Source organism: Streptomyces sp. NPDC005492, assembly GCF_040605995.1.
Classification (GTDB): domain Bacteria; phylum Actinomycetota; class Actinomycetes; order Streptomycetales; family Streptomycetaceae; genus Streptomyces.
On record NZ_JBEXDX010000005.1, the window covers coordinates 204825 to 231693 of the forward strand.

A 26869-nucleotide genomic window follows, 5' to 3' on the forward strand; every position below is an offset into this window, starting at 1 on the left:
AACAGCCCGGCGGTCGGGCGGGCATTGTGCCTGTCCGACCGCCGGGTTGTCCTGAACGAGAGTGGAGGTGACGCGCGGATGAGTCCTCGCCGGCGTGTGTTCCGGGCTGACGGCCGTTCCACGCCCGGGGTGCGGGCGCCTGGGCGGGCGGAGGCGCTCGCCGCCCGCTATCCCGTGCGCACCGCTCTGATCGCCGCGGTCTGTTTCGGTGTCCTGGCCGCGCTGGCCATATCCGACGTCACCTGGGACGTGGTGCTGTGGGGGGTGGGGATGGGGGCGGTGTTCGGCCTGGCGAGTCTTGGCGTGCGCTGGGAACTTGGCCGGCGCATGCCCGAGGGACCCCGGGGGCGGACCCCTGTTGCGCCGTCCGCGGGACAGGGGCGGGCGACATGGCCCGGTGTCGCCCTCTGCCTGGTGGCCTGGGGCGTGGGGACGGTGCTCCTCTGGCTCCTGGGACACCTCCGCCCCGTGCCCATCGAATGGTCCGCCAGCGCGGTCATCGCGGTCGTGCCCGTGGCGATCGGTGTGCTCATCGGCTTGCGCAGGACACGAGCGTCGCGCCTGCCCCGGAGCGAGGACTGAGACTGTGATCTCCCTGCCGCCCAGGGGTGTCAGGAATGGGGCTCCGAGAGAAAGGCTGGACGGATCAGATGAGACTGCTCTTGTAGTAGAAGCTCGCCCTCTTGTTCGTGTCAGTTGCTGAATTCTCCGAGGCGAACCCCATGACCAGTCGACAGGCAGCCGTGTTGCTGGTGTCCGGGATCTGAATGGCGAGGCCCTCGGGTTCGCGGAAGTAGAGGCTTTGGGCGGCCTTCGTGAGCTGGCGATCGCTGACGGACCCGGTATTCCAGTCGATTCTGGTGACGTAAGTGTTGCCGTCGGGGTCGGTAGGTGTCGTCGTGGTGCTGTTGGCGTACGTGTAGGCGTTTCCGTCGATCATGTACAGGTACTGGCCGAGGCTGGTGAAGCCCTGGAAATCGGAATAGGCACTGCCGGTCGGCTGGGTGATCGTGGCCAGCGGAGTGAACGTGCCGGATTTGAAGGTGGCCAGGTCGTAGAGGCTGAATTTGAAGACGCCGCTGACTCTGTAGCGCACGGCCAGACGGCTGTTGACCGGATCGATGGCCACCGTGGTGCGGTCCGCTCCCGAAACCGGGCTGAACTTGGTCAACTGCCACGAATCAGTGGTGAGGACTGTGCCGTTGGCGAATTTGAAGCGAGCCAGTTTGCTGCCCCAGCCATTGGTGTTGCCGCTCGAATCGGTGGCTGCGACGGCGTCCGTCTCGGTCCACAGATAGGCGCTGTTGCCGGACGGCTCGGCGGCTATCTGAACGCCATGACCGAAGCCTTTGAGATACATGCGGCCGATTTCGGCCCCGGTGAGGTCGAGCCGGGTCACGACAAGGTCGCCGTTGGCTGAGCGTTCGTCCCCGGTGTACTGGCGCGATTCTCCGGGGAGTTGTCGAGATCCCTGGACCAGGCCAACCGCGTAGATGTGCTTGTTGGTGTTGTCGAAGGAGAAGGACTGCAGGACGCGTACGTCCTGGAGATCTATTTCCCGCAACAACTCGCTTGACGGCGCTGTGAGGTCGAACTTCGTGGACGAGGCGACGGCCGCGGAGGCGGTGCCGCTGCTTACTGCGACGGCCGCTGTGCCCAGTGTGGCCGTTCCGAGTATTCCGCCGGCCCATTTCACCAGTTGTCTGCGGCTCATCGACGAGAAGGCGTCTCGCATGCTGTCCCCAACCCCCTGAATCCCCTTGGATGCGGGGGATTGAAACACCAAGTGATCAGTTGGCGCCAGCCCTGGGCTCCCTTAGTTCCCGAAGCGCATGAAGTGTGACGCACATCACGTAACAGTTCTGTCTGATCTTGTCGTCATCTGATGATCACTGTCCGTTTTATTGACCTTTTCCCTGACGTTAGGCGGCGGTTAAGTTCCGGATCGCTCTGTGGCCGTGCTGTGGATTTCAGGTGAAGCCGCAGCGTCGGGAGTGGGCTGTGAGTGTTTGCCGGAACGGGGCCGGGGATCGTGCGGCGTCCGCGCCATGTCTGGTGGGGGTTGCTCGGTGTCGTCGCGGTTGAAGAGCCTGATGCTTGTCGTCTCCGGCGCCCTGGTGGCCGGCCTAGTCTCCGGTGTTCCGGCGACGGCCGCACCGCAGTCGGCGACATCGCATGTCACGCGCACGCCTTCGGTGCCCGCGCAGTCCGCCGCGGCGACTCGCAAGGACGAGGTGGATCCGACACCGACCAAGCCGGCCAAGGCCAGTTGGCCCGAAGCGACCGGTGCCGTGGTGAACCTCAAGGGCGTCAAGCGTGGCACAGCCCTTGCCGTGGCCCCGTCCGGTGCCGTGGTGGACGCGGCAGGCACCAGTGCGGACGCCAAGGCTGCGGCGGTGTCGGTCGGCCCGGCCCCCTACGACCTGGTGAACAACGCTCCGCACTCGAGTCTGTTGAACGGCACCGGAGCGGCGAACGCGGCCTCTGTACCGGCCTCGGTGCACGTCGAGGTGTTGGACCGCAAGGCGGTGGCCCCGGCGGGTGCTGTCGGACTCGGAGTCCAACTGACCCGCAAGGACGGGGTCTCCGCCGCCGGTCCGGTGCTGATGACGCTGGACTACTCCGGCTTCAAGAACGCCTACGGCGGTGACTTCGCCTCCCGCGTGCGGCTGGTGAAGTTCCCGGCATGTGCGCTGACCACCCCGAAGGTCAAGGGGTGCTCACCGGGCGACCGGACGATCGTCCGGGCGACCAACGACACGAAGAACGGCACCCTGACGGCGACGGTCGAGGCGGACGGGGACCCCTCGGGGACGCTCTCGGGCCAACTGCCGTCGGACGGACTGGACTCGGAAGGCCTGATATCGGGTACCTCGACGCAGCTGGAGCGGTCGGCGCCACTGGCGGCGTCCACTTCGTCGTCGGCGACGGTGTACGCCGTGGCGTCGGGATCGTCTTCGGACGCCGGCGACTACCGGGCGTCGTCGCTGAGTCCGTCGGGTTCGTGGAACGTGTCGGCCGGGTCCGGTGCGTTCACCTACAACCTCCCGATCGAACTGCCGAAGCCTCCGACCGGGTCGGCGCCCTCGCTGTCTCTGTCGTACAACTCCCAGTCGGTGGACGGCCTGACGTCGGCGGCGAACACCCAGGCGTCGTGGGCAGGTCTGGGCTGGGACCTGAACGTCGGCTACATCGAGCGGCGGTATCGCAACTGCAGCCAGGACGGCGTCTCAGGTGTGGGCGACCTGTGCTGGGATTCGCCGAACACCGCCAAGGAGCCGGACGGCGCGGTGTACGTGATCAGCCTGAACGGGGTCAACTCCGAACTGGTGCAGGACGATACCGGCACGGGTTCGTACCACGTGCAGGATGACCCGGGCTGGCGGGTGCAGCACCTGACCGGCGGCCACGGCGCGGACGACGAGTACTGGGTGATCTCCGAGCAGAACGGAACCCGCTACTACTTCGGCTGGGGCCGCTCGGAGCGCACGGACCCGGACGCGAACTGGGACAAGTACACGCACTCGGTGCTGACCGTACCGGTGGTGGGCAACAACGCGGGCGAGCCGTGCTACTCGCAGTTCCCGGAGCCGTGCACACAGGCGTACCGGTGGAACCTGGACCGGGTCGTGGACGCGAACGAGGTGGAGACCTCGTACTTCTACGAGAAGCAGGAGAATCACTACCGCTCGGTGATCTCCACGGACAAGGCCAGGGTCTACGACGCCGCCTCGTACCTGACGCGCATCGAGTACGGGTGGGCGTCGCAGATCTCGGGGGCGCAGCTACCGGCCGAGGTGACGCTCGGTCATGTGGGCCGGTGTGTGGAGCGGATGTCGTACACGGATCCGTTGACGCAGTCCGTCCCTGCCTGCCCGGGAATCTCCGACCACCCGGACTCCTATCCCGACGTGCCGACGGACCTGATGTGCGACGGCACCGCGGCGGACGACTCGTGCAAGAGCATCACCGGAGTGACGTACTCACCGACGTTCTTCTCCACCGACATGCTGTGGGACATCCACACCTGGGTCCGCGACAGTGACACCTCGGCCTGGGATCCGGCGATGCAGTACCAGATGAAGTACGGCCTCCCCGACCCGTCCGGCACCATCGGCAATCAGCTGTGGCTGGACTACGTGGAGCGCAAGGGCTACGGCGACGGCCCGGACATCACCCTGCCGACGATCAACTTCAACGGTGAGTGGAAGGACAACCAGGTTGGCTCCAGCCTGCTCAACTTCCGCCGGGTCAACGAGGTCCACGGCGACCTGGGCTCCTTCGTGGATGTCACCTACGCTCAGCCGGACGCCTGCGACATCGACAATCTGCCTACGGAGTCGTCCAACACCCAGGACTGCTTCAAGCAGATGTGGACTCCTGAGGGCGCTACCAGTCAGCGCAGCGGGTGGTTCAAGAAGTACCTCGTCAGCAAGGTCACTTCGGACGCCGGTGTCGGCAAGGGCGCCGACGACGACGGCGATCCGGTGATGACCACCACCTACGAGTACCACGGCGGCGCCGCGTGGGCGTTCCCCAACGACCCGTTGACGCCGGACAGTGACGAGTCGTGGTCGGACTGGCGTGGCTATCAGCAGGTGGAGGTCTTCACCGGTACGAAGGCCAATGCCGCCTCCACGTACTACTGGCTGTACCAGGGCATGGACGGCGACCGCACATCCAAGACCGACTCCTCGCAGACCCGCAGCGCGAGTGTGACCGACGGCGCCGGCACCAGCTACACCGACCACGCCTGGCTGAGCGGCCAGGTCCTGGAGTCCAGCCAGCGCGACGGTACGGGTCAGTCCCATCAGCGGGTGTGGCACGGCTACTGGTGGTACGACACCGCCACCTACGACGGACTGCCCGACGCTCGGTTCGTACGGGAGGCCGCGACCACCACGGACGAACTGATCTCGGGCGGGGCTTGGCGCGAGCACGTTGTCACCAACGTCTACGACAACTCCTCGTCGGTCAGCACCACCTACGGTCTGCCGGTTCGTACGGAGGACGCGGGCGACAGCGGCGTCACCGGCGACGAACGCTGCACCGTCTACGGCCGCGCCTACGACACCGACACCTTCACCGACTCATCGGTCAAACGGTGGATGGTGCTCCGCGACGAGACGATCCACCACGCCTCCACCTGTGCGAACCGCACCGACGCCAACCGCGACAGCGATACCGTCACCCTGTACGACGGGGCGACGTCGCTGGCCACGGACAAGCCGACCGACGGCAACCCCACGACCTCGACCGTCTACACCGACGCGACACACTCCCGTACGGTCACCAGCACCTACGACACCGCAGGCCGGATCCGGACCAGCACGGACGGCAAGGGCAACGCCACCGGCGACACCGCCAACCACACCACCACGACGACGTATTCGTCGGCCACGTCCTGGCCGACCAGCGGAGTGAAGGTCACCACGCCGGATCCCGACGGGTCCGGCTCCGGCACCGCGATGTCCACCACCACCTGGTACTCGCGGCTGTGGGGCAGCGCGTACAAGATCCTCGACGCCAACGGGCGGACCACCCGGATCGACCACGACTCGGTCGGACGGACCTCGGCCGTGTGGAAGCCGACCGAGGTGAGTGGCTACGACGCCGGCACCACCCCGTCGATGAGGTTCACCTACACCATCACCACCGCGAGCAACTCCGACGGAGTGCCGTACCTCGTCAACCGCGGCGACGCGCCACCGGTCGTCAAGAGCGAGACGCTGCAGTCCGGTACCACGTACGTGTCGTCGTACACCTACCTCGACGGTCTGGGCCGGACCCGCGAGACCCAGACCACTGCCCCCGGCGGCACCGGCCGCACGGTGACATCGACCCGCTACGACACCTCGGGCAACGTCACCGGTACCTCGGCCCCGTTCTACAACACCAGCAGCGCCGGTTCCGCCATGGTGAACCCGACGGTCGCGTCTCTGCCGTCGTACACCGACCTCCTCGTGGACTTCGCCGGGCGTACCACCCAGTCGCGGATCCTGGTCTACGAGAAGCCGCAGATCCAGGACCAGACGATCACCAACTATCACGGTGACTACACCACCACGGTGCCGTCGGTGGGGGAGCGGACCAACACCTACACCGACGTGTTCGGCGAGCCCACCAAGGTGGTCGAGTTCGGCGGTTCGACGTACACCACTTCCTACCTGTACACAGCCACCGGCAAGCTGTCGAAGATCACCGACGCCAAGGGCAACATCTCCACCTACACCTACGACTGGGCCGGCGAGCGTCTGACGACCACTGACCCGGACACGGGCCATTCGTCGACCACGTATGACGACAACGGCAACGTGTTCACCACCACCGACGCGACCAGCGCCACCGCGACGGACCCGGCCACCGCCAAGGTGACCTACGCGTACGACAACCTGAACCGGCCGCTGTCCGTCAGCCAGGGCAGCACGGTTCTGGCCGCCCACACCTATGACACGGCCGCAGGCGGCCTGGGCCAACTGGCGTCGGCGACCACCTACTCCGGCGGTAAGGCGTACACCACATCGGTCACCGGCTACGACGCGGATGGCAGGGCCACCGGCACGAAGTACACGCTGCCCGACGACGGCATGGGGATGGCCGGCAGCTACACCTACTCTTACGGCTACGACGCCGCCGGTCACCAGACCAGCGTCTCCTACCCCGCGGTCGGCGGCCTGCCCGCAGAGACGGTGACCACCGCGTACGACGGCCTCGGTCTGCCCACCAAGGTCACCGGCTCGCTGGGCACCACCTATGTCGACGCCACCAACTTCGACACGCTCGGCCGGCTCACCGGGCGCACCTACGGGACGACGGCGACCACCACGACGACCGCCCAGCGCAGCTACGCCTACGACGACTCGACGGGTACCGGCTGGCTGAGCAACATCACCACGACCACGAGTACGAAGGGCACGGTCCAGAACGACAGTTACACCCGCGACGCGTCCGGGCAGACCACCGGGCTGAAGGACAACCTCACCGGTCAGAGCGAGTGCTACACCTACGACGAGCTCGACCGCGTCACCAGGGCATGGACAACGGAAGCCGCCACGGGCTGCTCCGGCGCGTTCACCCCGGACCTGACCAGCACCGCGCTGTCGCCGTACCAGCTGGACTACACCTACGACGGCATCGGCAACCTGCAGAAGGTCACCAGCACAACCTCCTCCGGCGCCGCCGTCCGTGACTACGTCTACCCCGGCTACTCCGCCGACCAGTCGACCTACACCGCGGGGGCCGCCCAGCCGCACGGCGTCACCAGCATTGCCACCTCCAGTGGCACCAACGCCTACAGCTACGACGCCGCCGGCCGGATGAAGTCCCGCACCGAATCGGGCATCTCGACCGACTACGCCTGGAACACTCTCGGCCAGCTCACCAAGACCACCGTGCACGCCACCGGCGGTGACAAGACCACCAGCTATGTCTACGACCCCGACGGCAACCTCCTGGAGCGCGTCGCTCCCACCGAGTCCGTCCTGTACCTCGGCGCCCAGGAAATCCACAAGGCAGGCACCGCCAGTCCCGTCGCCACCCGCTACTACAGTGACGGCACCTCCACGTCCGCCATGCGCGTCGCCGGCACCGGCAACGGCACCCTCACCTGGGTGATGTCCGACCTGCAGAACTCCAGCCAGGTCACCATCGACACCGCCACCGGCACCGCCGGCCGCCGCCGCTACCTCCCCTTCGGCGCCCAGCGCTCCACGTCGCTGCCCAGCAGCACCGACCGCGGCTTCCTCGGCAAGACCGAAGACGACTCCACAGGCCTGGACATCCTCGGCGCCCGCGCCTACGACCCCACCCTGGGACGCTTCCTGAGCGCGGACCCGATGAGCAGTCCGTACGCGCCGCAGGGGCTGAACGCCTATACCTACTCCCGCAACAATCCGACGAACTTCAGCGACCCCACAGGGCTCGACCCGGGCGGTACACAGGGCACTTGCCTGTACGACCCGTCACTGCCCTGCAAGAAGTCCAAGCCGGCCACGGCCGCCGGCGCCGGGGCCGCGGCGGCCGCGACCCTGGGCAAGCCGAACAAGGGCGACGGCGGCTCCCGCACCCTCACCCTGAAAGACGGTTCGACATATCGGCTCAACAACCGTGAGATCAACGGGAACGCCGATGAGAAGCCGGTCTTCGACTACCTCAACAACGGACTGAAGGACCAGGGCAAGTACTCGGACTTCGGTGACCAGGACGGCATCCAGTACGTCGGAATCCTGCGGGAAAAGGGCAGACGCACGGCCGACATGATTCGCCTGAAGTGGTCGGGTGGAAAGATCGTCGAAGCGATCCGGGTCGACATCGTCACTCGTGCGAGCAACGCGGTCAACGGCGCCATCATGCGGCTGAAGGACAAGGCAGGTCAGATGGCCGGCAAGGACCGGCAGGCGGACGCGGCCGTAGTGAGCTTCAAGGGGGTGTCCGAGGACGATGCCAGTGCCATTCTCAGCGCGGCCAAGGATCAGATCGACATGGACGCGGTGAAGGCGGTAAGCCTCGACCAAGGCAACTTCTTCGACGAGACCCAGGTGATCAAGCCCGGGGCCAGCAGCGTGTTCGACGACATCGACGCGGTTGTGGGTGTCGGGGGCGGCGCGCCGATCGTCGAGGACGGCGTTCCCCTCAACCCGCGCGGGTCGACCGGGAGTAGTGGGTCCACCCCGATCGAGCCCGAAGAGGAGCCCCTGCCCTTCGAGCCGATCGAACCCATCGAACCCATCGCCTGAGCCACCTGGTAGGAATGCGGAGGAAGGAGGCCGAACATGGGTGGCTTCAAGTGTGTGTGCGGCAAACTCTTCAGCGGTTCCCACAATCCTGGAGAACAGTTCCGTCTCGTCCCCGACGACCTTTTCGACCAGATCGCCTGGCCCGACCCCTCGGATCTGGATACCGCGGAACGGCAACGTGCCGTCGAGGCGTCTTTCTCGTCCCTCTACGCGTGCGGCAACTGCGGGCGACTTCACCGGGAGGGCGACAACGGTTCGCTCACTCCGTACGTCGCCAACGCCTCCCCGCCTCGTATCTGGGCCGACTTCACGCTCCGGGACGAAAGCGGCCGCGTACTCCTCCGCCACGACAGAAGCCTCGCCGACATCCGTCGCCAGAAGCTCCTCCTCAACCCGCCCCTCGAAGTGGTTCTCTACGACGACACCGGTACTGAGGCGTCAGGAGAGGCAGGCTTCGGTAACGACGGGTCCGGAGGCTGGGACGAAACGCTTTGGGCGGTCACCCTGGAGGATTCCGGCGGCTGAGTGGTCACACCAGGGCGGGTTCGCGGAGAAAGCTTCCGCCGGGAAAGCGGCATACCCCGGCTCGTCTGCCGCCCCCAGTGGCCCCCTCGCAGGCCCCCGTGCCCATGGTAGGTACCGCGCACCCAGGCACACCGCGACCTGGTTCCGATTCCGTCGTGCGATGAACCTAGTGGCCAGGCAGCCGCAGTAGCTGCCGAGGATCCGCCACTGAGGAGCACGCCATGCACATCACCGACGCGGACACCACGGACGCCGCCCCCACCACCGGCTGGAACGCCCGGGCCCTGGAGGAGATCGTCGCGGACGACGGCGGTCGTCCCGTGCTGTTCACCAACGCCCGGATCCTGACGACGGATCCGCTGATCGGGACGGTGACCGGCGCCGATCTGCTGTTCGTCGGTTCCCTGCTGGTGGGCGTCGGCCCCGGCATCATCACCGCGGCCGGCGACGACAACGCCATCGTCGTCGACTGCACCGGCATGACCATCGCCCCCGCCGTCGTCGACACCATCGCCCTGACCGGCGGGCGCGGACACCGTTCCGACCACGTCGGCACCCTCACCCCCGGCAACAGCACCGACTTCCTCGTGCTGCCCGACGACCTCGCCGACGACGTGCCGAGCGCGGTGGCCACCCTTCTGAACCGGCCGGAGCAGGTCCGCGCCCTGGTCGCGGCCGGCCGACCCGTCCTGTGGGCCGGTACCGACGTCCCCGGCCGGGCAGTCGCCCCCGAGACGGGCGCCCCCGATCTCACCGGCAGCCCGCGCGTCGGCGTCTGGATCGACGTCAAGGGCTTCCTGCACCAGGAGCTCACCGCCGACGGCCGCTACGACGAGACCCGGGGCGGGCGCCCGCACGCCTACCAGGGCCGGTACTGGATCGACGGCGACCGCATCGACTACCTCGACGACCTCGGTTTCTGGGCCTACGGCGAGTTCACGGACGACGAACTCCACCACGCCGGCTACGTCATGAAACTCGGCTGATCCCGCCCCCTTCCCTCTCGCGCGTAAGAAAAGAAGGCCTCCCATGAACGTGAACGACACCACCAGCCCCGCCGTCCTCGACCAGCTCCGACGCCTGCCCGCCGACCAGCGGCGCGTCCTCTTCACCGGCGCGACCGTCGTCACCATGGACCCCGAGCTCGGCATCATCGAGGGCGGCGACGTCCTCGTCGAGGGCGACACCATCACCGCCGTCGGTCCCCACCTGGACGCCGGCGACGCCGTAGTCGTGGGCGCCGCCGGCACCGTCCTCACCCCCGGCTTCGTCGACACCCACCGGCACGCCTGGGAGGCCCAGTTGCGCCGGATCATGCCGGACGTCGACGACCTGGGCGGCTACGTCATGGCCACGCTGGCCGGTTACGCGACCGTGTACCGGCCCGAGGACATGTTCATCGGCACCAGGCTGGCCGCCCTGACCGCGATCGACAGCGGCATCACCACGATGCTCGACTTCTCCCACAACTCCCGTACCCGCGAGCACTCCGACGCCGCGATCGAGGCGCTGATCAGCACGGGCATCCGGGGCGTGCACGCCTCCATGGGGCCGCACTTCGGCGACTGGGACCGGCAGTGGCCCGGTGACCTGACCCGCCTCAAGAACCAGTACTTCAGCAGTGACGACCAACTGCTCACCCTGCGCCTGGCGACCCTGGCCACCGACGAGATCGCCGGTCCCGCGCTCGCCTACGGTCCCGAACTCGCCCGCGTCGCCCAGGACTTGGGGGTTGGGGTGAGCGTGGACGCCGTGTTCGGCGCGTCCGGCTCCGAGGCCGTGCTGCGCTGGGTCAAGGACGGCATCCTCAGCCCCGAGGTCACCCTCATCCATTCCACCGGACTCACCTCCGAGGCATGGAAGATCATGGGGGAGACCGGCACCACCGTGGCCCTCGCCCCCACCTCCGACGCCCAGATCGGGCTGGAGACCGCGGTTCCCGCCGTCGACGAGGCACTCGCCGTCGGCATCCGCCCCGGACTCAGCATCGACGTCGAAGTCGCCCTGGCCAGCGACATGTTCACGCAGATGCGGGCCCTGCACGCCATCCAGCGGATGCGCGCAGTCAACTCCGTCTACGGCACCGGGCGGCAGCCCTCCCGCATCACCACCCACGACGTCCTGGACTTCGCCACCCTCCAGGGCGCCCGCACCAACGGCCTGGCCGGCGTCACCGGTTCACTCACCCCGGGGAAGAAGGCCGACCTGCTGGTCATCCAGGCCGAGGACCTCAACAACATGCCGCTCAACGACCCGATCGGCACCGTCGTGTTGGGCTCCGACGCCCGCAACATCAGCGCCGTAATCGTCAACGGCGAGGCCCGTAAGTGGAACGGGCAGGTCCTCGACGTGGATCTGCCCGCCCTGCGCGCCGAGGTGCACGCCTCGCGCGACTACGTGCTGAACACCCCGGCCGCCTGAACATCACCCGGCGAGGTTCCCGGCCTGTCGGCGGGCAGCCGGACCGTGAAGACCGTTCCCACCCCGAGGGCGCTGGTCACGGACACCGTTCCGCCGTGGGCCTCGGTGAGTTGACGGACGATGGCGAGGCCGAGGCCGCTGCCGCCGGTCCGACGGCTGCGGGACTTCTCGGCGCGCCAGAACCGGTCGAAGACCCGGGGCAGGTCCTCCTCGGAGATACCGCAGCCGGTGTCGGCGACCTCGATGGCCACCTCGTCCCCGTCGCGACGGCAGGTCAGGGTGACGCTGCCGCCGGACGGGGTGTGCCGTACGGCGTTGGACACCAGGTTGCCGACGGCCTGACGCAGCCGGACGGGGTCGGCGGACAGCGGGGGATCGCCCTCGGTGCGGGCCGTGAGGGCGACACCGGCGGTCTCGGCACGGCTGCGGTGGACGGCGACGACATGGTTGAGGAGTTCGCGCGGGGAGACCGGCTCGGGATGCAGCCGCAACTGCCCGGCGTCGGCCTCCGCCAGATCCTGCAGATCGTCGACGACCCGCTGCAACAGCAGGGCCTCCTCCAACAGTGAGGCGACGAACGCCTCGTCGGAGACGGCCACACCGTCCTGCGCGGCCTCGAGCCAACTGCGGATACTGCTGAGCGGGGTGCGCAGTTCATGGGCGACATCGCTGACCATGGCCTTGCGCTGGTCCTCCATGCGTTCGCGGCGCTCGGACAGGTCGTTGAAGGCGGCGGCCAGGTAGCCGATCTCGTCGTTGGTGGTGACCGGCACCCGCAGGTGCTCTCCCGCCGGACGCCGGGCGGCGTGGGCCAGCGCCCGCAGTGGTCTGACCAGCCTGGTGCCGACGGTGATGGTGACCGCCACGGTGACGAGCAGCACCAGGGCCGCGACCCCGGCGATCCGGGCCGTGTTCTCCCCGGAGAGATCGATTCCGGGGGCGGTTCTCCCGGCCGGCGTGGTGACGAAGAGCAGGGCGGCGGAGGCGACGTACGGGGCGAGTTGGTCGCGGCGGGCGGTGTCGACGCAGTTCTGCACGGCTGGGGCGCTGTCGGCATGGGCGGTGAAGTCGAGACCGATCTTCACGGTGTCGCCCAGATTCCCGCGCCGCACGCACTCGTTGACCAGGGTGTTGAGCCGGGCGAGCGCCGTGACCTCGGTCTCGGTCAGGTTGTCCGAGAGGCTGCTCAGACCGCAACTGTCGTACATCGCCTGGAGTTTGGGGTTGTCGGCCGGCGCGTACGAGGGGCGGCCGTCGGGTGTCTCGGTGAGCTTGACGGCCGGATAGCCCGCGTTGTGCAGACAGGTGAGGGGCTTCGCCGCCAGGTCGCGCAGGTGCTCGCGGTCGGCGGCGGTCAGTCGGTACGGGCCGACGGCGCGGGGGTCGATGCGGTTCGCCTCGGTGGTGGGCAGCAGCGCCGGGTCGGTGCGCAGCGGGTCGACGACCGCCGAGGCTCTGACCGGGAGGGCGGTGACGGAGCCGGACGCGGCGAGGGGCTTGCGGTCCTGGGTGGTCAGCGTGATCCGCCGCCCGCTGTGCTCGGCCAGGCGGCGCAGGGTCGGTCGTACGCCGGACCAGTCGCGGTGGACCGCGGCGTAGCCGACGAGCGTGTCGTAGATGTCGGCGTCGTCCGAGAGGACCTGGCCCTGTTCGCGCTGGATGGCGCTGGTGGCGGTCCGCGCGGCCAGCCAGGCGGTGGCCGCGACCGCGCAGACGGCGATCGCGACGGAGGCGCCCAGCAGCCGGACGAGGAGGCTCCTGTGCAGCGGCACCTTGGCCCGCACTCGCGTCCTGGGCCTGGCCTCGGCTGTCATTGCCTTCGTCTCAGCGCGCACGGTCGCTGCCGTCGATGATCTTGTATCCGACGCCGAACACCGTCTGTAGATAGGCCGGTTGACGGGGTGCGGGTTCGATCTTCTTGCGGAGGTTCAGGACGTGTACGTCGATGGTGCGCTCGGTGATGTAGCGGTCGGACCCGCGGGTCCGGGCCAGCAACTGGCTGCGGGTGAAGACCCGTTCCGGCTCGGCGACCATCGTCGCGAGGATGTCGAACTCGCCCGGGGTGCAGTCGACTTGGCGGCCGTCGATCGCGACGCTGCGCCGGACCGGGTCCACGGCGAGGCCTCCGACCCGCAGCACGGGATCGTCCGGTACGGCGGCGGCGGCCCGGGTGCGCCGCAGGAGGGTGCGGATGCGGGCCATCAGCTCGCGGGGGCTGTACGGCTTGGTCATGTAGTCGTCGGCGCCCAGGTCGAGGGCGAGCAGCAGGTCCCGTTCGGTGGTGCGCGCGGTCAGCATCAGCATCGGCAGATCGGACTCGCGGCGCAGGATGCGGCACACGTCCAGACCGTCCACCAGGGGCATCATCACGTCGAGCACCAGCAGGTCGGGCGGCCTGCGGCGCACCTCGTCCAGCGCCGCGCGCCCGTCGTGGACCACCTGGGCCGTGTGGCCCTCGCGTTCCAGGTAGCGGCGGACGATCTCGGCCTGTTTGGCATCGTCCTCGGCCACCAGGACATGTGCGCTCATGCGCCCACCATAAATTCGCCCCGGTGACCTCAGACAGGATTCTGATCGCGGTCTGACAGGATCTTCATAACCTCCGGTCACGGTGTCCGCCATGTCGAACCCCACAGACCGAGCGCGGCCGGATCTTGGCCGTGCGCTGCGAACATCCCTGGTCGGCGTCGTCGGCGCGACGGCGCTTGTCGTCCTCACCGCGTGCGGTGGCGGCGGATCGAGCGACGCGGACGGCAACGGCAAGGCCAAGGACGACGGCGTCGCCTCGATCAACGACCCGGGCGGGAGCGATAGTTCGGCGAAGGCGAACGCCGGCGCCGACTCGGGCCGTCCTCAGCTCCGGCTGGACACCAGCGACGAGGAATCGGCGCGGCTGGAGGCGGTCTGGACGGCCTGTCTGCACGACGAGGGTGCGCCCACCGGGCACAAGCCCGGCTCGACCGCGTGGAGCATCGACGGAAACCTCGAAAAGTACCCCGCCGCCGTCAAAGCGTGTCAGTCGAAGCAGCCGCTCCCTCCGCCGGAACTGGACCCGTCCACGAACCCCCACTACGTCGACGACTCCCGCGCGTATGTCAAGTGCCTGAACGACCACGGCATAAAGGTCCACATGATCCAGGACCACTCCGCGGGAACGGACGCGCTCTCGTGGACCTTCAACGAGGGCTATGTCCAGACGGTGAGCCAAGCCGAATTCGACAAGATCGACGAAAAATGCGAACGGGAAGCCTTCAGCGATGACAAGTGATACGCGACCTCACCCTCTTGTCCTGTTCGCCGTCGGGATGTCGGCGCTCGTAGCCCTCACCGGGTGTGGTGGTGGCGGCAAGGCCAAGGACGACGGCGTCGCCTCGATCAAGGACCCGAGCGGGAGCGGTGCTTCGGCGAAGGCGACCGCCGACGCGGACTCGGGCCGTCCCCAGCTCCGGGTGGACACCAGCAACGAGGAAGCGACCCGGCTGTTCGCCGTCTGGACGGCCTGTCTGCACGACAAGGGTGTTCCCGGCGCGCACAAGCCCGGCGCGGGGGACACCTGGTTCATCGACGGACCGGCCGCCAAGTACCCCGCCCAGTACAAAGCGTGTCTGTCGAAGCAGCCGCTCCAGCCGCCGGAGGAGGACCCGGACAAGAACCCCCATTACGTCGACGACTTCCGCGCATGGGTCAAGTGCATGAACGACAAGGGCATGAAGGTCCACATGATCCCGGACCGCTCCGCGGGAAGGGACGCCTTCTCGTGGACCTACAACGAGGGTTATGTCCCGACGGTGAGTGAAACCGAAGGGTACAAGATCCAAGACGATTGCAAACGGAAGGCCTTCAGCGGTGACAACTGATGTGCGCGCTCACCCTGTTGTCCTGTTCGTCGTCGGGATGTCGGCGCTTGTGGCCCTCGCCGGGTGCGGCGGTGGCCGCCACGAATCCGAAATACGGCGACGGCGCACGGGCCATGGTGAAGTGCATGAACGACCACGCATCGACAAAGAAAGTACGCAGGAGCCCTTCAGTGGTAGAAACCGACGACACCCAGGAACTCCGCCGAATACGTCCACGCGTAGACGACGCCGAGGAAGTCCCGCGCGGGGCAAGGCGGATGAACCGGCGCGTGGTCATCGCCGTCGCCGCCCTGTCGGTCCTCTCCGCGAGCGCGCTCACCGTCGCCATGTGGCCCGGAGGCGACCCGAAACCGGCCGCCGCGGCCGGTGACTCCGCGCATGTGAAGACCGCCGTGGTGACCAAGGCCGACCTGTCGAACGACCAGACCCTCCAGGGCACCCTCGGCTACGGCAAACCGTTCACCGTGAAGGGCGGCAAGTCCGGCCTGATCACCTGGCTCGCGAAGACGGGCACCACCGTCAAGCGGGGCAAGCCGCTGTACAAGGTGGACAACAACCCGGTGCCGGTCTTCTACGGCGACACACCGCTGTACCGCACGCTCTCGGCCAGGGGCACCACAGGCCCCGACGTGAAGACGGTCGCGGACAACCTCAGGGCGCTCGGCTTCGACATCGGTGCGCAGCCGGCCACCGGCACCTGGGTCACCCAAGAGCAGCCGCTACCCACGGACGAATCCGCCGCGAACACGGACGACACGGCCCCGAAGGACGACACGGCCAAGGAGTCCGGGAGCCCCTCCGCCGCCTCCGCCGCGCCCTCGGCCGCCCCCACCTCCACGCCCACCTCGATCAAGGTCAAACAGGGCGACGGCGTCCTCACCACCGACCTGATCGCCGCGATCAAACGCTGGCAGACCTTCACCGGCGTACCCGCCACCGGCATCCTCGGCATCGGCGACATAGCCGTCATGCCGGGCCCGGTCCGGGTCGGTGCCGTACAGGCGCAGTCCGCCGACCCGGCCGACGGGGCGCTGATGACCGTCACCTCCACCGCCAAGTCCGTCACCGTGCCGGTGGACGCGTCGGACGCCGGCACGATGTCACGCGGCGACAAGGTGACCGTGACCCTGCCCGACAGCTCCAACGTCACGGGCACCGTCACCACCATCGGTACGACCGTCCAGAGCAGCGAGGACAACGGCGGCGGAGGCGGCTCGGACGGCCCCGCGCAGCTCACCGTCTCCGTCTCGGTGCCGGACAACGAGGCGATACGGAAGCTGACCTCCGCCCCGGTGCAGGTGCTGTTCACCTCGGAGACCCACAAGGGCGTCCTCACCGTGCCGGTGGACGCGCTGCTCGCGCTGAGCGAGGGCGGCTACGCGGTCCAGCGGCCCGGCGGCCGGCTGCTGGCCGTGAAGACCGGGATGTTCGCCAAGGGGCTCGTGGAGGTCAGCGGTACCGGTGTCACCGCCGGCCTGCGGGTCGTGACGAGCTCATGAACCGGCGCCCGGTCCTGGCCGTGCTCAACGCGGGCATGGCGTACCCCGGCGGGGTCAAGGCGCTGGACGGTGTCTCGCTCGCGATCGAGGCGGGCGAACTGCTGGCCATCGTCGGCCCCTCCGGATCCGGCAAGTCGACCCTGCTGAACATCATGGGCACCCTGGACCGGCCGACCAGCGGCACGGTGGAGATCGGCGGCCAGGACGTCGCCCGGCTCTCGGACCGACGACTGTCGGCGCTGCGGGGCCGCTGGCTCGGCTTCGTGTTCCAGCAGTTCCACCTCACCGACGGTCTGACCGCCGCCGAGAACGTCGCCACCGGCCTGCTCTACGCGGGGGTCCCGCGCCGCAAGCGCCAACCGCTGGCCCTGGAGGCGCTGGCCAGGGTCGGTCTCGCCCGCCGTGCCCGGCATCTGCCGAACCAGCTCTCCGGCGGCGAACGGCAGCGCGTGGCCATCGCCCGCGCGCTCGTCAACCAGCCGGCCCTGGTGCTCGCCGACGAACCCACGGGCGCCCTGGACACCGCCAACGGCAGGGCCGTACTGGACCTGCTGACCGCACTGAACCAGGAGGGCACCACCATCGCGATCATCACCCACGATCGGGACATCGCCGCCCAGTTGCCCCGCCGCGTGGAGATCCTCGACGGTCACCTCGTCGCCGACAGCCACCTCGACACCGCCACCTCAACCGCCGCTCAAGCCAACGCACTTGGGAACAGCTGGTCATGACCGCCACCCTCACGCCGACACCCCCGACCACACCGGTCGCCGACACCCGCCCCGTCCGGCTGGCCCCCCTCGACATCCTCAGACTCGGCCTGCTGGGCATCCGTACCCGCAAGATCCGCGCGGCCCTCTCCGCCCTGGGGATCTCGATCGGCATCGCCACGATGATCGTGGTCACCGGAATCCCGGCATCCAGCCAGAAGGCCCTGATGAACGAGCTGTCCGCGCTCGGCACCAACATGCTCCAGGCCGTGCCGAACTCCACCAGCACCAACCCGGTGCTCCTGCCCCCGCAGTCGGTGGACATGGTCCGCCGCATCGGACCCGTCACGCAGGCCAGCGCGGTCGCCAACACCCACGCCACCGTCTACCGCAACGACAAGGTCGACCCCAACGACTACGCGGGCCTCACCGTCCTCGCCAGCAAGACCAACCTGCTCAAGGCGATCAACGCCAAGGTCCGGTCGGGCCGGTTCCTGAGCCCGGCCACCGAGAAGTTCCCTGCGGCGGTGCTCGGCTCGGTGGCGGCCTCCCGCCTCGGCGTGGCCAATGCGGGTGGCGGAGGCAGCGACGCGCTGATCTACATCAACAACCGCTGGTTCACGGTCATCGGCGTCCTCGACCAGACACCCCTGTCGCCCGACATCGACCGCGCGGTCCTGGTGGGTTGGGACGCGGCCCGTACGCAGTTGAGGTTCGACGGCCATCCCACAGTGCTCTACATCAAGGCCGAGGAAGACCGGATGGAGGCGGTACGGAACGTCCTGCCCGCGACCATCTACCCCGAACTGCCCGGCATGGTCACGGTCAGCCGCCCCTCCGACGCGCTGGCCGCCAAACGGGCCACCCAGAGCACGTTCTCCGCGCTGTTCCTGGGACTCGCCGGGGTCGCTCTGCTCGTGGGCGGTATCGGTGTGGCCAACACCATGGTCATCTCCGTCCTCGAACGCCGCCGCGAGATCGGACTGCGCCGCGCGCTGGGCGCCAACCGGGGCCAGATCCGCAGTCAGTTCCTCACCGAGTCCGTGGCTCTCTCCGGGCTGGGCGGCCTGGCCGGCACTGTCCTCGGCGTCCTGGCCACCGTCGGCTACGCCTCCTACCAGGGCTGGCCGCCCGTCGTCCCGCTGACCTCGGTGGCGGCGGGCTTCGGTGGCGCGATCGTGATCGGCATGGCCGCCGGGGTGTATCCCTCCATCAGGGCCTCCCGGCTGACCCCTACCGAGGCGCTGGCGACGGCATAGCCGTAGCGCCGACGCCGGTGCGGGCGGGGACGGAAGTCGCCCTGCCCGCACCGGCGTCGGAGGTGTCTCAGATGGCCTGGGCCGTGGGGAGGATGGTGATCTCGGTGAGGTTGACGTGCCGGGGGACCGCTGCCATGAAGGCGACCGTCTCGGCGATGTCCTCGCTCTGGAGGACGTCGATGTCGTGGATGAGGTCGGCCATCAGCTTGGAGGCGTCGGGGTCGGTGACGTGGTCCGGGAGTTCGGTGTCGACCATGCCGGGCTCGATGGTGGCGACGCGGACCATCTTGGGGCCCAACTCGACGCGCAGCAGGCGGGTGAGGTGGCTGATGTAGGCCTTGGTGCCGGAGTAGATGGAGAACTTGGTCAGGATGCGGGTGGCCGCGATCGAGGAGGTGTTGATCAGGTCGGCCGCCTTGCCCTGGGCGGCCGATTCGGTGAGGTGGGGGAGGAAGGCGGCGATGACGTTCATCAAGCCGCTGATGTTGAGGTCGATCTGGCGCTGCCAGTCGTCGACCTTCAACTCCTCGATACCCGAGATGAGTTGGACACCGGCGTTGTTGAACACCAGGTCCGCCTTGCCGAAGCGGTCGGCGACCTGGTCGGCGGCCTGCTGGACGGCGGCTCGGTCGGTGACGTCGACGGCGATCGCCAGCGCGGTGCCGCCCGCGGACTCGATGTCCTTCACGATGCCGTCGAGCTTGTCCTTGCGGCGGGCCAACACGACCACGGTGGCGCCGAGTTCGGCGAGGCGCCTGGCGGTGACGGCGCCCATGCCGCTGGAGGCGCCGGAGACGACGGCGACGCGGTCGGCGAGGGGGGTACCGGTGAGCAGGGCAGCGGACATCACAAAACCTCGATCTCTTTGATGCGAACGGTGATTGACGGTGCGTCAGGCTGTGGGGGGGGGAAGAGGGGGGAGCGTCGGGCGATACGGTGCGTCAGGCGGCGTCGTCGTGTGCGGTGGCCGCGGACTTCTCGCGCCACGGGGCCAGGTCGTCCTGCACCTGCCGGTACTTGACGTCCAGCCGCTCAAGGGTGTCGCGGCCCAGGTAGAGGTGGGTGGGCAGCTTCTCGCCGGAGGCGACCTCGACGATGAGGGCGGCGCCCTTGACCGGGTCGCCGAGCTGGGCGTGGTTGGCCTGGTCGATCCAGTCCAGCGTCACGTGTGCGGGGGTGTCGTCGTAGTCGGAGATGCGGTTCGCGGCGACCGACAGGGAGCTGTTGTCGAGGAAGTCGGTGCGGAACACCCCCGGTTCGACCACCATCGACTGGATGCCGAACGGCGCCATCTCGGCCGACAGCGCCTCGCTGACACCGGCGACGGCGAACTTCGACGCGGCGTACAGGCTGACGCCGGGCTCGCCCTCGAAGCCGGAGCGCGAGCCGATGTGCACCAGCTTGCCCGAGCCCTGCTTGCGCATGACGGGGAGCACGGCGCGGGTGACGTTGATCAGGCCGAAGACGTTGAGGTCGAACAGCGAGCGGGCCTCCGCGTCGGTGACCTCCTCCAGCGCGCCCAGCAGGCCGCGGCCGGCGTTGTTGACCAGCACGTCGATCCCGCCGAACCGGTCCACGGCCGCGTCGATCGCCCGGGGGATCCCGTCGTTGTCGGTGACGTCCAGAGCGACCGCGAAGACGTTCTCGGAATTCTTCAGATCTTCGGGGATGCGGTCCGGATTTCGAACGGCCATCACGACATTGTTGCCTTCTGCCAATGCGGCGCGGGTGATCTCGGCGCCGATTCCTCGCGAAGCTCCGGTGACGAACCACGTAGCCATGAGAAATGCCTCTCTCGTTGATTCCCCTTTTTCAGGGGTTCGGTGGCTTGCGTGTTTGAGTCTGCCGTCGGCCGGAAGTCCTATGAAGGCAGCGGTTTTCCTGGGTGTCACACACCTAGGCTGGGAAGAATGGTGGTGACGCAGGGTGTTCGATCGGCGGCGGGGGGTCACATCGCCTGGGCCATTCCTCCCGTACCCCCGTCGGTTTAGTGTGACCCCATGAGCAATGGATCCCCTTTGGGTGATTTCCTCAGAGCCCGACGCGAAGGCTTGAAGCCCCAGGACGTCGGTCTTCCCGAGTACGGCCGACGTCGTGTCCCGGGACTGCGCAGAGAGGAAGTCGCGATGCTGGCGGGGGTCAGCGCCGACTACTACATCAGGCTTGAGCAGGGCCGTGAGACCAGCCCCTCGTCCCAGGTCCTCGAATCCGTGGCCGGGGCGCTGAGGCTCGACGAGGAGGCCTTCGGCCATCTCCACCGGTTGTGCCATGCCGCCGAACGCCATCACCCCGACCGGGGTCACGATGGAGTCGGTGTTCAGCTCCAGCAGTTGATGGACGGGTGGGAGCACACTCCCGCGTTCATCATCGGCCCCGCCCTCGACATCCTCGCGGGCAATTCCATGGCGACCGCCCTGCACACGGGGTTCGACAGGTTCGACAACCTGGCCCGCATGGTCTTCCTCGACCCCGCCGGCCGCGAGTTCTATCAGGAATGGGAGCGGGCGGCGCACTCCTGTGTCGCCGAGCTGAGAGCGGCTTACGGTTATGCCCCTTCCTCGGCCAGGATCTCCGAGGTGGTGGAGGAACTCTCGGAACACAGCGAGGAGTTCGTCGGTCTCTGGGCGCGGCACGACGTGAAAAGCAAGTCCCAGGAAGGCAAGCACCTCAAGCATCCGCAAGTGGGCGACCTGTACATCCAGTTCTCCGCGTTCACCGTCAACGGCGCCCCGCACCAACAGCTCGTGGTCTACCAGGCGGAACCGGCCGGCCCTACGGCCGCCGCCTTCGAAAAGCTGCGCGCCAAGGCGACGGCACCCAAATACGCGGAGTCCGGCCGCTTGTGACGCTGGGTGCGTGGCACCCAGGAAGCCCGCACCTGGGTGGACGGCGGCCTGGTCGGCATCGGGCGCCGGGCCCACCGTAGACCCATGACCAGCAATGACACTTCCAGCAACCACCCGCACCCGTACGTCGGGATGTGGGTGACCGCGGACGGGTTCATCCGTCAGGAACTGCTGCCGAACGGCCGTTACGACGAGGCGCGTGGCAGCAGGCGGAGCGCCTACACCGGCAGCTACACCGTCACCGGAAACCATATCGACTACGTCGACGACACCGGCTTCACCGCCACCGGCGACGTCCGGGACGGAGTCCTCTACCACGAACACCTCGTCCTGTACCGCTGAAAGTCGGGCGCCGGGCCTCAGTTGTCGCTGAGAGCCCGGCGCGCAATTGTTTCCGCGCATTCGGGAACGGAGTTCGGCGGAGGCGGTGGCAGTGGGGCTGGTGGGTTCGGCGTGTTCGACGACCATTTGCAGTTGCGGGGGGCCTCGTTGACCGTGAAGGCCGAGAACCGGGTCTTCAGGGCGCCGACTTGAGGGTGCGTGAGGTCCTTCGCCTGCTGGGTCTTGTCCTGGACACCTGGTGCCGTGCCCAGAGTTCGGCGACGCACGAGTTCGCGACCTTCTCTCAATTCCGGTAGAACTCGCGTCTCGCCGGGTCGAGGAAGGCCATCCGGGACAGGTTGTCGACCGCTGGAATCCGCTGTGCAGTGCGGTGGCGACGGTGTTGTGCGCCAGGACGTCCAACTATCGCGTGCAGGTGCGGAGTTGCGGACTGACCCGACCCTGACCGGCAGGGTCGCCACGGCGTTCGTTCGGCGCGCGCGTGAGCCTGGGCAGGTGATCGAGCGCCGCCTGGTCGAGGCGGACTGCGACGGCGACCGCCTCGACGACCTGCGCCGACGGGCTGTTCTCCCGGCCCTGTTCCAGGCGCATGTAGTAGTCGGGGCACGCCGTGCTCTGAGGAACTCTCCCAGAGGGGGCGTCGCTCACCTCGCCCCCCTGACGCTGAGCGACCCGAGCAGCGAGAGCGCGTCGGCCGAAGTGCTGCCCGGTTCGGCCTGGTAGACGATGAGTTGCTGGGTGGGGGCGCTGTTGACGGTGAACGCCTCGTAGTGCAGCTCCAGGTCGCCGACCTGCGGGTGGTGGAAGAGCTTGGCCTCGCGGATCTTGCCCCGCACGTCGTGACGCGCCCACAGCTCGCGGAAGTCGGCGCTCTTCAGGGCGAGTTCACCGACGAGTTCGCGCAACCGGGGGTCCTCGGGGTCGACACCGGCCGCCCGCCGCAGTGTGGCCACGGCCGATTCGGCGGCGCGGTCCCAGTCGCGGTAGAAACCGCGCGCGGCCGGGTCCAGGAACGTCATGCGCAGCAGGTTGTCGGAGTGGGCGAAACCGGAGTGCAGGGCGTCCGCGAGCCGGTTGGCGGCCAGCACGTCCAGGGCATGGCCGAGCACGAAGGCGGGCGTGGCGGACCAGGTGTCGAGAAGCCGGTGCAACGGCGGGGCGACGCGCTCCACCAGGGGCGCCCGGCGCGTACGCCGAGTGGTCGGGGTGGCCACCCTGAACAGGTGCGCGACCGCTTCGTCGTCCAGTTGCAGCGCGCGTGCCACCGCTTCGAGGATCCGCCGGGACGGGTGCCGTTCGCGGCCCTGCTCCAGGCGCATGTAGTAGTCGGTGCTCACCCCTGCCAGGGCGGCGACCTCCTCGCGGCGCAGACCGGGCACCCTGCGGCGGCCGGTCGCGGGGAGCCCCGTGTCTTCGGGGCGCAGTCGGGCACGCCGTGCGCGGAGGAAACCTCCCAGCGCGTTCTCGGCGGCGGGGCCCTTGTCTGTGTCCATACATCGAGGCTAGGGCGCCGCGGTGCCTGGTTGGGACGGATAAGGGGGGTGCGTTTCACCCAGGAACCCTTGCGCTCCACCCAGAACATGACGGCTGCCGCGATGGGTTGACACCCGCTTTTCGGGCGCCCATCATCGGTGCGAACTTCGGCGAGTCATCTCGCACCCCCGTCGCGTCTCAGATCCCAGGCATGCACGCTCGATCGTTTTGAATCGATTCAAGCACGCGCTGTCCAGTTGAGCAGCCAGTTGAGCAGCTGGTTCCCCACCGATTCCGGGAGGTACTCATGCGCCGCCATCGGCCATCGCTGAACCGAAAGTCCAGACCAGGGCGCCTAGTTGGCCTCGTGATGGTGGTGTCCGCCGCGCTGGCCGTGGCGCCCGCGCCGTCCGCCGGAGCGTCGGTAACCACAACTCCCGGCCCCCGAGCGGTACTTGACGCCCTGAACTACTCGCCGACCTCGCGCACCCTCAAGCCGACAGCCGTCTACCGTACGTCCGGCAGCGTCGCGAACCCGCAGAACGTCCTCACCGGACAGCCGACCCGGATCTCCGGCTCGCAGTCGGCCGTCACGCTCGACTTCGGTAAAGAGGTCGGCGGTGTGACAACGTTGTCCTTCGGCAGCGCGAGCGACAGCGGCCAACGGGTGGGCCTGGCCTTCAGCGAGTCGTCCCTGTACGTGGGCAACAACAGCGACCGCAGCAGCGGCCGCGACGGCGAGGACGGCGCGCTCTACGCCACCGCCTCCGCCAACGGCACCTATACGGTGCCCACCGCCCAACTCCGGGGCGGCTTCCGCTACTTGACGGTCTTCCTCGACACCTCGGGCTGGGTGGACCTCAAGGGCGTCAGCCTCGCCTTCACCGCGGCCCCGGGGAAGGCGAACCCCGCCGACTACCCCAACTACTTCCACTCCAGCGACGAGTTGCTCAACCGCGTCTGGTACGCCGGGGCCTACACCGTGCAGCTCAACACGATCGCCTCCGACCAGGGCCGCGCCTGGCCCCCGCCCACCTCGGAGTGGGACAACAGCGCGACCGCCGGTGTCGGTGACTCCGTCCTGGTCGACGGGGCGAAGCGCGACCGTACGGTGTGGCCCGGCGACATGGGCGTCGCCGTACCCACGCAGTATGCGTACTCGGGCGACCTCACCTCGACCCGCAACGCGCTCACCACGATGTACGACGCGCAGTCCGCGGCGGGTGAAATCCCGTGGTCCGGGCCGCCGTTCAACCTCACCGGCTCGGACACCTACCACACCTGGACCCTGCTGGGGACATCCACGTACTACACGTACACCGCCGACCGGGCGTGGCTGGACTCGGAATGGGCCGACTACAAGCGCGGGATGGCCTTCATCACCGACAAGATCGACGGCAACGGCCTGCTCAACGTGACCCGCACCCAGGACTGGGCCCGGGTCGGCCAGGGCGGCGAGAACATCTCCGCCAACGCGCTGCTGTACGGCGCGCTCAAGGGCGGCGCCACCCTCGCCGCGGTCGAGGGTGACAGCGCGCTCGCCGCGAGTTGGAACAGCAAGGCGGACGGGATCAAGGCCGCCGCCAACTCCCGTCTGTGGGACGCCTCGAAGGGCCTGTACAAGGACAACCCCACCAGCGGGCTCTACCCGCAGGACGGCAACTCCCTTGCCGTCTGGTACGGGTTGACCGACTCGGCGGCCAAGGCGAAGAGCGTCGTCGCGGGGCTCGGGAAGAACTGGGGCGCGTACGGCCCCACCACCCCCGAATGGGGCGGCAACGTCTCGCCGTTCGCCGGCGGCATGGAGCTGAACGCCCGCTTCACGGCCAACGACGACTACACCGCCCTGGACCAGATCCGCCGCACCTGGGGCCACATGCTCGACAGCGACATCGGCACCAAGAGCACCTTCTGGGAGGGTGTGAAGTCCGACGGCGGCCTCGCCTACGGCGGTTCGTTCATGAGCCTGGCCCACGGCTGGTCCACCGCGCCGACCTCCACGCTCACCTTCGACGTGCTGGGCACCGCACCGGAGTCGGCGGCCGGCGCCTACCGCTTCGTCCCGCACCCCGGCGACCTGACCAGCGCGGACGGCCGCATCACCCTGCCCCAGGGCGCCGTCGACGCCTCCTGGTCCCGCGACCCCGCCGCCGGCACCTACTCCGCGCACCTGACCAGCCCGTCCGGTACCAACGGCCGTATCGGAGTCCCGAAGTTCGGCGGCGGCAACGTCTCGGTGACCGTGAACGGCACCACCGTCTGGAGCAACGGAACCTTCACGCCCACCTCCGGCATCACCGGCGCGAGCCAGGACGACACCTACGTCTATCTCACCGGCGTCGCGCCCGGCAGCTACACCGTGACCGCGACAGGCCTCGGCAACCCCGCCGCGTCCGCCGACCCGGCCACCACCGGTGCGCTGCGCGCGGGTTACACCCGGTGCGGGGGAGAGGGCGGCACCTGCTCCTTCAGCGGCACCCGCTCGGTGGCCTACGGCGCCGGGACGTACACGTACAAGACGGTGACCGACAGCACCGCCTGCACCAACGACTCCTTCGGCGGCGACCCGGCACCGAACCTCGTGAAGTCCTGCTACGTCGCCGACGCGGGCGGCCCGCCCGGCTACACCGCCTGCGCGGCCGAGAACGGCACCTGCGCGGTGCCCGGCTACAACCGCGACGTCGCTTTCGGCGCCAACGGCAACTTCGCCCACCAGGTCACCAACGGCTCCGTCGCCTGTACCAACGCCCACTTCGGCGATCCCATCGACGGCGTCGCCAAGTCCTGCTACCTGCCGCCCGACGGAGCACCGGCCGGCGGCTGGACCAAGTGCGCCGCGCAGAACGGCACGTGCCCGGCCGCGGCGGGACAGCCGGTGATGTACGGCGCGTTCGGGGCCTTCACCACGGCCACCGCCACCGGCGACACCGCGTGCACCGACGCCAGGTTCGGCGACCCGATCCCCGGTGAGTCGAAGGCCTGCTACACCGCCACGGGCGGTCCGGTCGGCTACGCCACCAACTGCGCTCCGGAAGGCGGCACTTGTGGCTTCAGCGGACAACAGACCGTCGCCTACGGCGCACGGGGCCGCTTCGTCTACAAGTCGTTCACCGGCGGGGCCGGTTGTACGACGGCGGCCTTCGGCGGCACTGACCCGCTGCCCGGCGTGAGCAAGTCCTGCTACCTCACGCCCTGACCGGAG

At 68.5% G+C, this 26869-nt stretch carries 20 protein-coding genes; 13 read left to right on the forward strand and 7 right to left on the reverse strand.

Annotated features, from left to right (window positions below; genetic code table 11):
* The first annotated feature begins 78 nt into the window (after positions 1-78).
* Positions 79-582: a hypothetical protein gene (locus tag ABZT04_RS09835; RefSeq protein ID WP_356054915.1), complete on the forward strand. Its 504-nt coding sequence runs from the start codon at positions 79-81 to the stop codon at positions 580-582.
* Positions 583-646: 64 nt separating this feature from the next.
* Here the strand turns inward: ABZT04_RS09835 and ABZT04_RS09840 are convergent, their stop codons facing one another.
* Entirely contained in the window at positions 647-1735 is a 1089-nt protein-coding gene (locus ABZT04_RS09840) for a Tat pathway signal sequence domain protein (protein WP_356054917.1), read from the reverse strand.
* Positions 1736-2093: 358 nt separating this feature from the next.
* Here ABZT04_RS09840 and ABZT04_RS09845 point away from each other — a divergent pair, with 358 nt between their 5' ends.
* The 4 genes from ABZT04_RS09845 to ABZT04_RS09860 all read left to right on the forward strand — a co-directional run bounded on the left by ABZT04_RS09845 (position 2094) and on the right by ABZT04_RS09860 (position 11681).
* On the forward strand, positions 2094-8735 hold the full coding sequence (locus ABZT04_RS09845; RefSeq protein ID WP_356054919.1) for an RHS repeat-associated core domain-containing protein: 6642 nt from the start codon (positions 2094-2096) through the stop codon (positions 8733-8735).
* Between the two features lie 36 nt (positions 8736-8771).
* Positions 8772-9260, forward strand: coding sequence for a hypothetical protein (locus tag ABZT04_RS09850; protein WP_356054921.1), 489 nt, complete (start codon positions 8772-8774; stop codon positions 9258-9260).
* 221 nt (positions 9261-9481) lie between these two features.
* Positions 9482-10246, forward strand: a complete 765-nt coding sequence (locus ABZT04_RS09855; protein WP_356054923.1) for an Atu4866 domain-containing protein — start codon at positions 9482-9484, stop codon at positions 10244-10246.
* Positions 10247-10289: 43 nt separating this feature from the next.
* Positions 10290-11681, forward strand: a complete 1392-nt coding sequence (locus ABZT04_RS09860) for an amidohydrolase family protein (protein ID WP_356054925.1) — start codon at positions 10290-10292, stop codon at positions 11679-11681.
* Here the strand turns inward: ABZT04_RS09860 and ABZT04_RS09865 are convergent.
* Together ABZT04_RS09865 and ABZT04_RS09870 are read right to left on the reverse strand one after the other, a co-directional pair.
* Positions 11654-13495 (reverse strand): HAMP domain-containing sensor histidine kinase, encoded by a 1842-nt coding sequence (locus tag ABZT04_RS09865; RefSeq protein WP_356054927.1) that lies wholly within the window; start codon positions 13493-13495, stop codon positions 11654-11656. The genes ABZT04_RS09860 and ABZT04_RS09865 overlap by 28 nt on opposite strands.
* Positions 13496-13505: 10 nt before the next feature.
* Positions 13506-14210, reverse strand: a complete 705-nt coding sequence (locus tag ABZT04_RS09870; protein WP_356054929.1) for a response regulator transcription factor — start codon at positions 14208-14210, stop codon at positions 13506-13508.
* 91 nt (positions 14211-14301) lie between these two features.
* On the opposite strand from ABZT04_RS09870, the gene ABZT04_RS09875 reads away from it, so the two are divergent.
* Positions 14302-14949 carry a hypothetical protein gene (locus ABZT04_RS09875; RefSeq protein WP_356054931.1) on the forward strand — a complete coding sequence of 216 codons (648 nt, stop codon included), beginning with the start codon at positions 14302-14304 and terminating at the stop codon, positions 14947-14949.
* A 37-nt stretch (positions 14950-14986) separates the two neighbouring features.
* A complete protein-coding gene (locus tag ABZT04_RS09880) occupies positions 14987-15538 on the forward strand; it encodes a hypothetical protein (protein WP_356054933.1) in 552 nt (183 codons plus the stop codon).
* On the opposite strand, the gene ABZT04_RS09885 is transcribed toward ABZT04_RS09880, so the two are convergent.
* Positions 15522-15653, reverse strand: a complete 132-nt coding sequence (locus ABZT04_RS09885; RefSeq protein ID WP_356054935.1) for a hypothetical protein — start codon at positions 15651-15653, stop codon at positions 15522-15524. The two genes, ABZT04_RS09880 and ABZT04_RS09885, sit on opposite strands and share 17 nt — an antisense overlap.
* A gap of 55 nt (positions 15654-15708) precedes the next feature.
* Between ABZT04_RS09885 and ABZT04_RS09890 the strand changes: the two genes are divergently transcribed.
* The 3 genes from ABZT04_RS09890 to ABZT04_RS09900 are packed head-to-tail and all read left to right on the forward strand — an operon-like array spanning position 15709 to position 19006.
* A complete protein-coding gene (locus ABZT04_RS09890) occupies positions 15709-17037 on the forward strand; it encodes a hypothetical protein (protein WP_356054937.1) in 1329 nt (442 codons plus the stop codon).
* Entirely contained in the window at positions 17034-17768 is a 735-nt protein-coding gene (locus ABZT04_RS09895; RefSeq protein WP_356054940.1) for an ABC transporter ATP-binding protein, read from the forward strand. Before ABZT04_RS09890 ends, ABZT04_RS09895 begins: the two co-directional genes overlap by 4 nt.
* Entirely contained in the window at positions 17765-19006 is a 1242-nt protein-coding gene (locus tag ABZT04_RS09900; RefSeq protein WP_356054942.1) for an ABC transporter permease, read from the forward strand. Before ABZT04_RS09895 ends, ABZT04_RS09900 begins: the two co-directional genes overlap by 4 nt.
* Before the next feature lie 67 nt (positions 19007-19073).
* Here ABZT04_RS09900 and ABZT04_RS09905 read toward each other — a convergent pair whose 3' ends face one another.
* Together ABZT04_RS09905 and ABZT04_RS09910 are read right to left on the reverse strand one after the other, a co-directional pair.
* Positions 19074-19856 (reverse strand): SDR family oxidoreductase, encoded by a 783-nt coding sequence (locus ABZT04_RS09905; RefSeq protein WP_356054944.1) that lies wholly within the window; start codon positions 19854-19856, stop codon positions 19074-19076.
* 91 nt (positions 19857-19947) lie between these two features.
* On the reverse strand, positions 19948-20787 hold the full coding sequence (locus ABZT04_RS09910; RefSeq protein ID WP_356054946.1) for an SDR family NAD(P)-dependent oxidoreductase: 840 nt from the start codon (positions 20785-20787) through the stop codon (positions 19948-19950).
* Between the two features lie 219 nt (positions 20788-21006).
* Here ABZT04_RS09910 and ABZT04_RS09915 point away from each other — a divergent pair, with 219 nt between their 5' ends.
* Together ABZT04_RS09915 and ABZT04_RS09920 are read left to right on the forward strand one after the other, a co-directional pair.
* Positions 21007-21852 carry a helix-turn-helix transcriptional regulator gene (locus ABZT04_RS09915; RefSeq protein WP_356054948.1) on the forward strand — a complete coding sequence of 282 codons (846 nt, stop codon included), beginning with the start codon at positions 21007-21009 and terminating at the stop codon, positions 21850-21852.
* An 84-nt stretch (positions 21853-21936) separates the two neighbouring features.
* Complete coding sequence (locus tag ABZT04_RS09920) at positions 21937-22194, forward strand: Atu4866 domain-containing protein (protein WP_356054950.1); 258 nt, start codon at positions 21937-21939, stop codon at positions 22192-22194.
* Between the two features lie 644 nt (positions 22195-22838).
* Here ABZT04_RS09920 and ABZT04_RS09925 read toward each other — a convergent pair.
* On the reverse strand, positions 22839-23687 hold the full coding sequence (locus tag ABZT04_RS09925) for a helix-turn-helix transcriptional regulator (protein WP_356054952.1): 849 nt from the start codon (positions 23685-23687) through the stop codon (positions 22839-22841).
* 350 nt (positions 23688-24037) lie between these two features.
* Here ABZT04_RS09925 and ABZT04_RS09930 point away from each other — a divergent pair, with 350 nt between their 5' ends.
* On the forward strand, positions 24038-26863 hold the full coding sequence (locus ABZT04_RS09930) for an alpha-L-rhamnosidase (protein ID WP_356055164.1): 2826 nt from the start codon (positions 24038-24040) through the stop codon (positions 26861-26863).
* Positions 26864-26869: the final 6 nt, after the last annotated feature.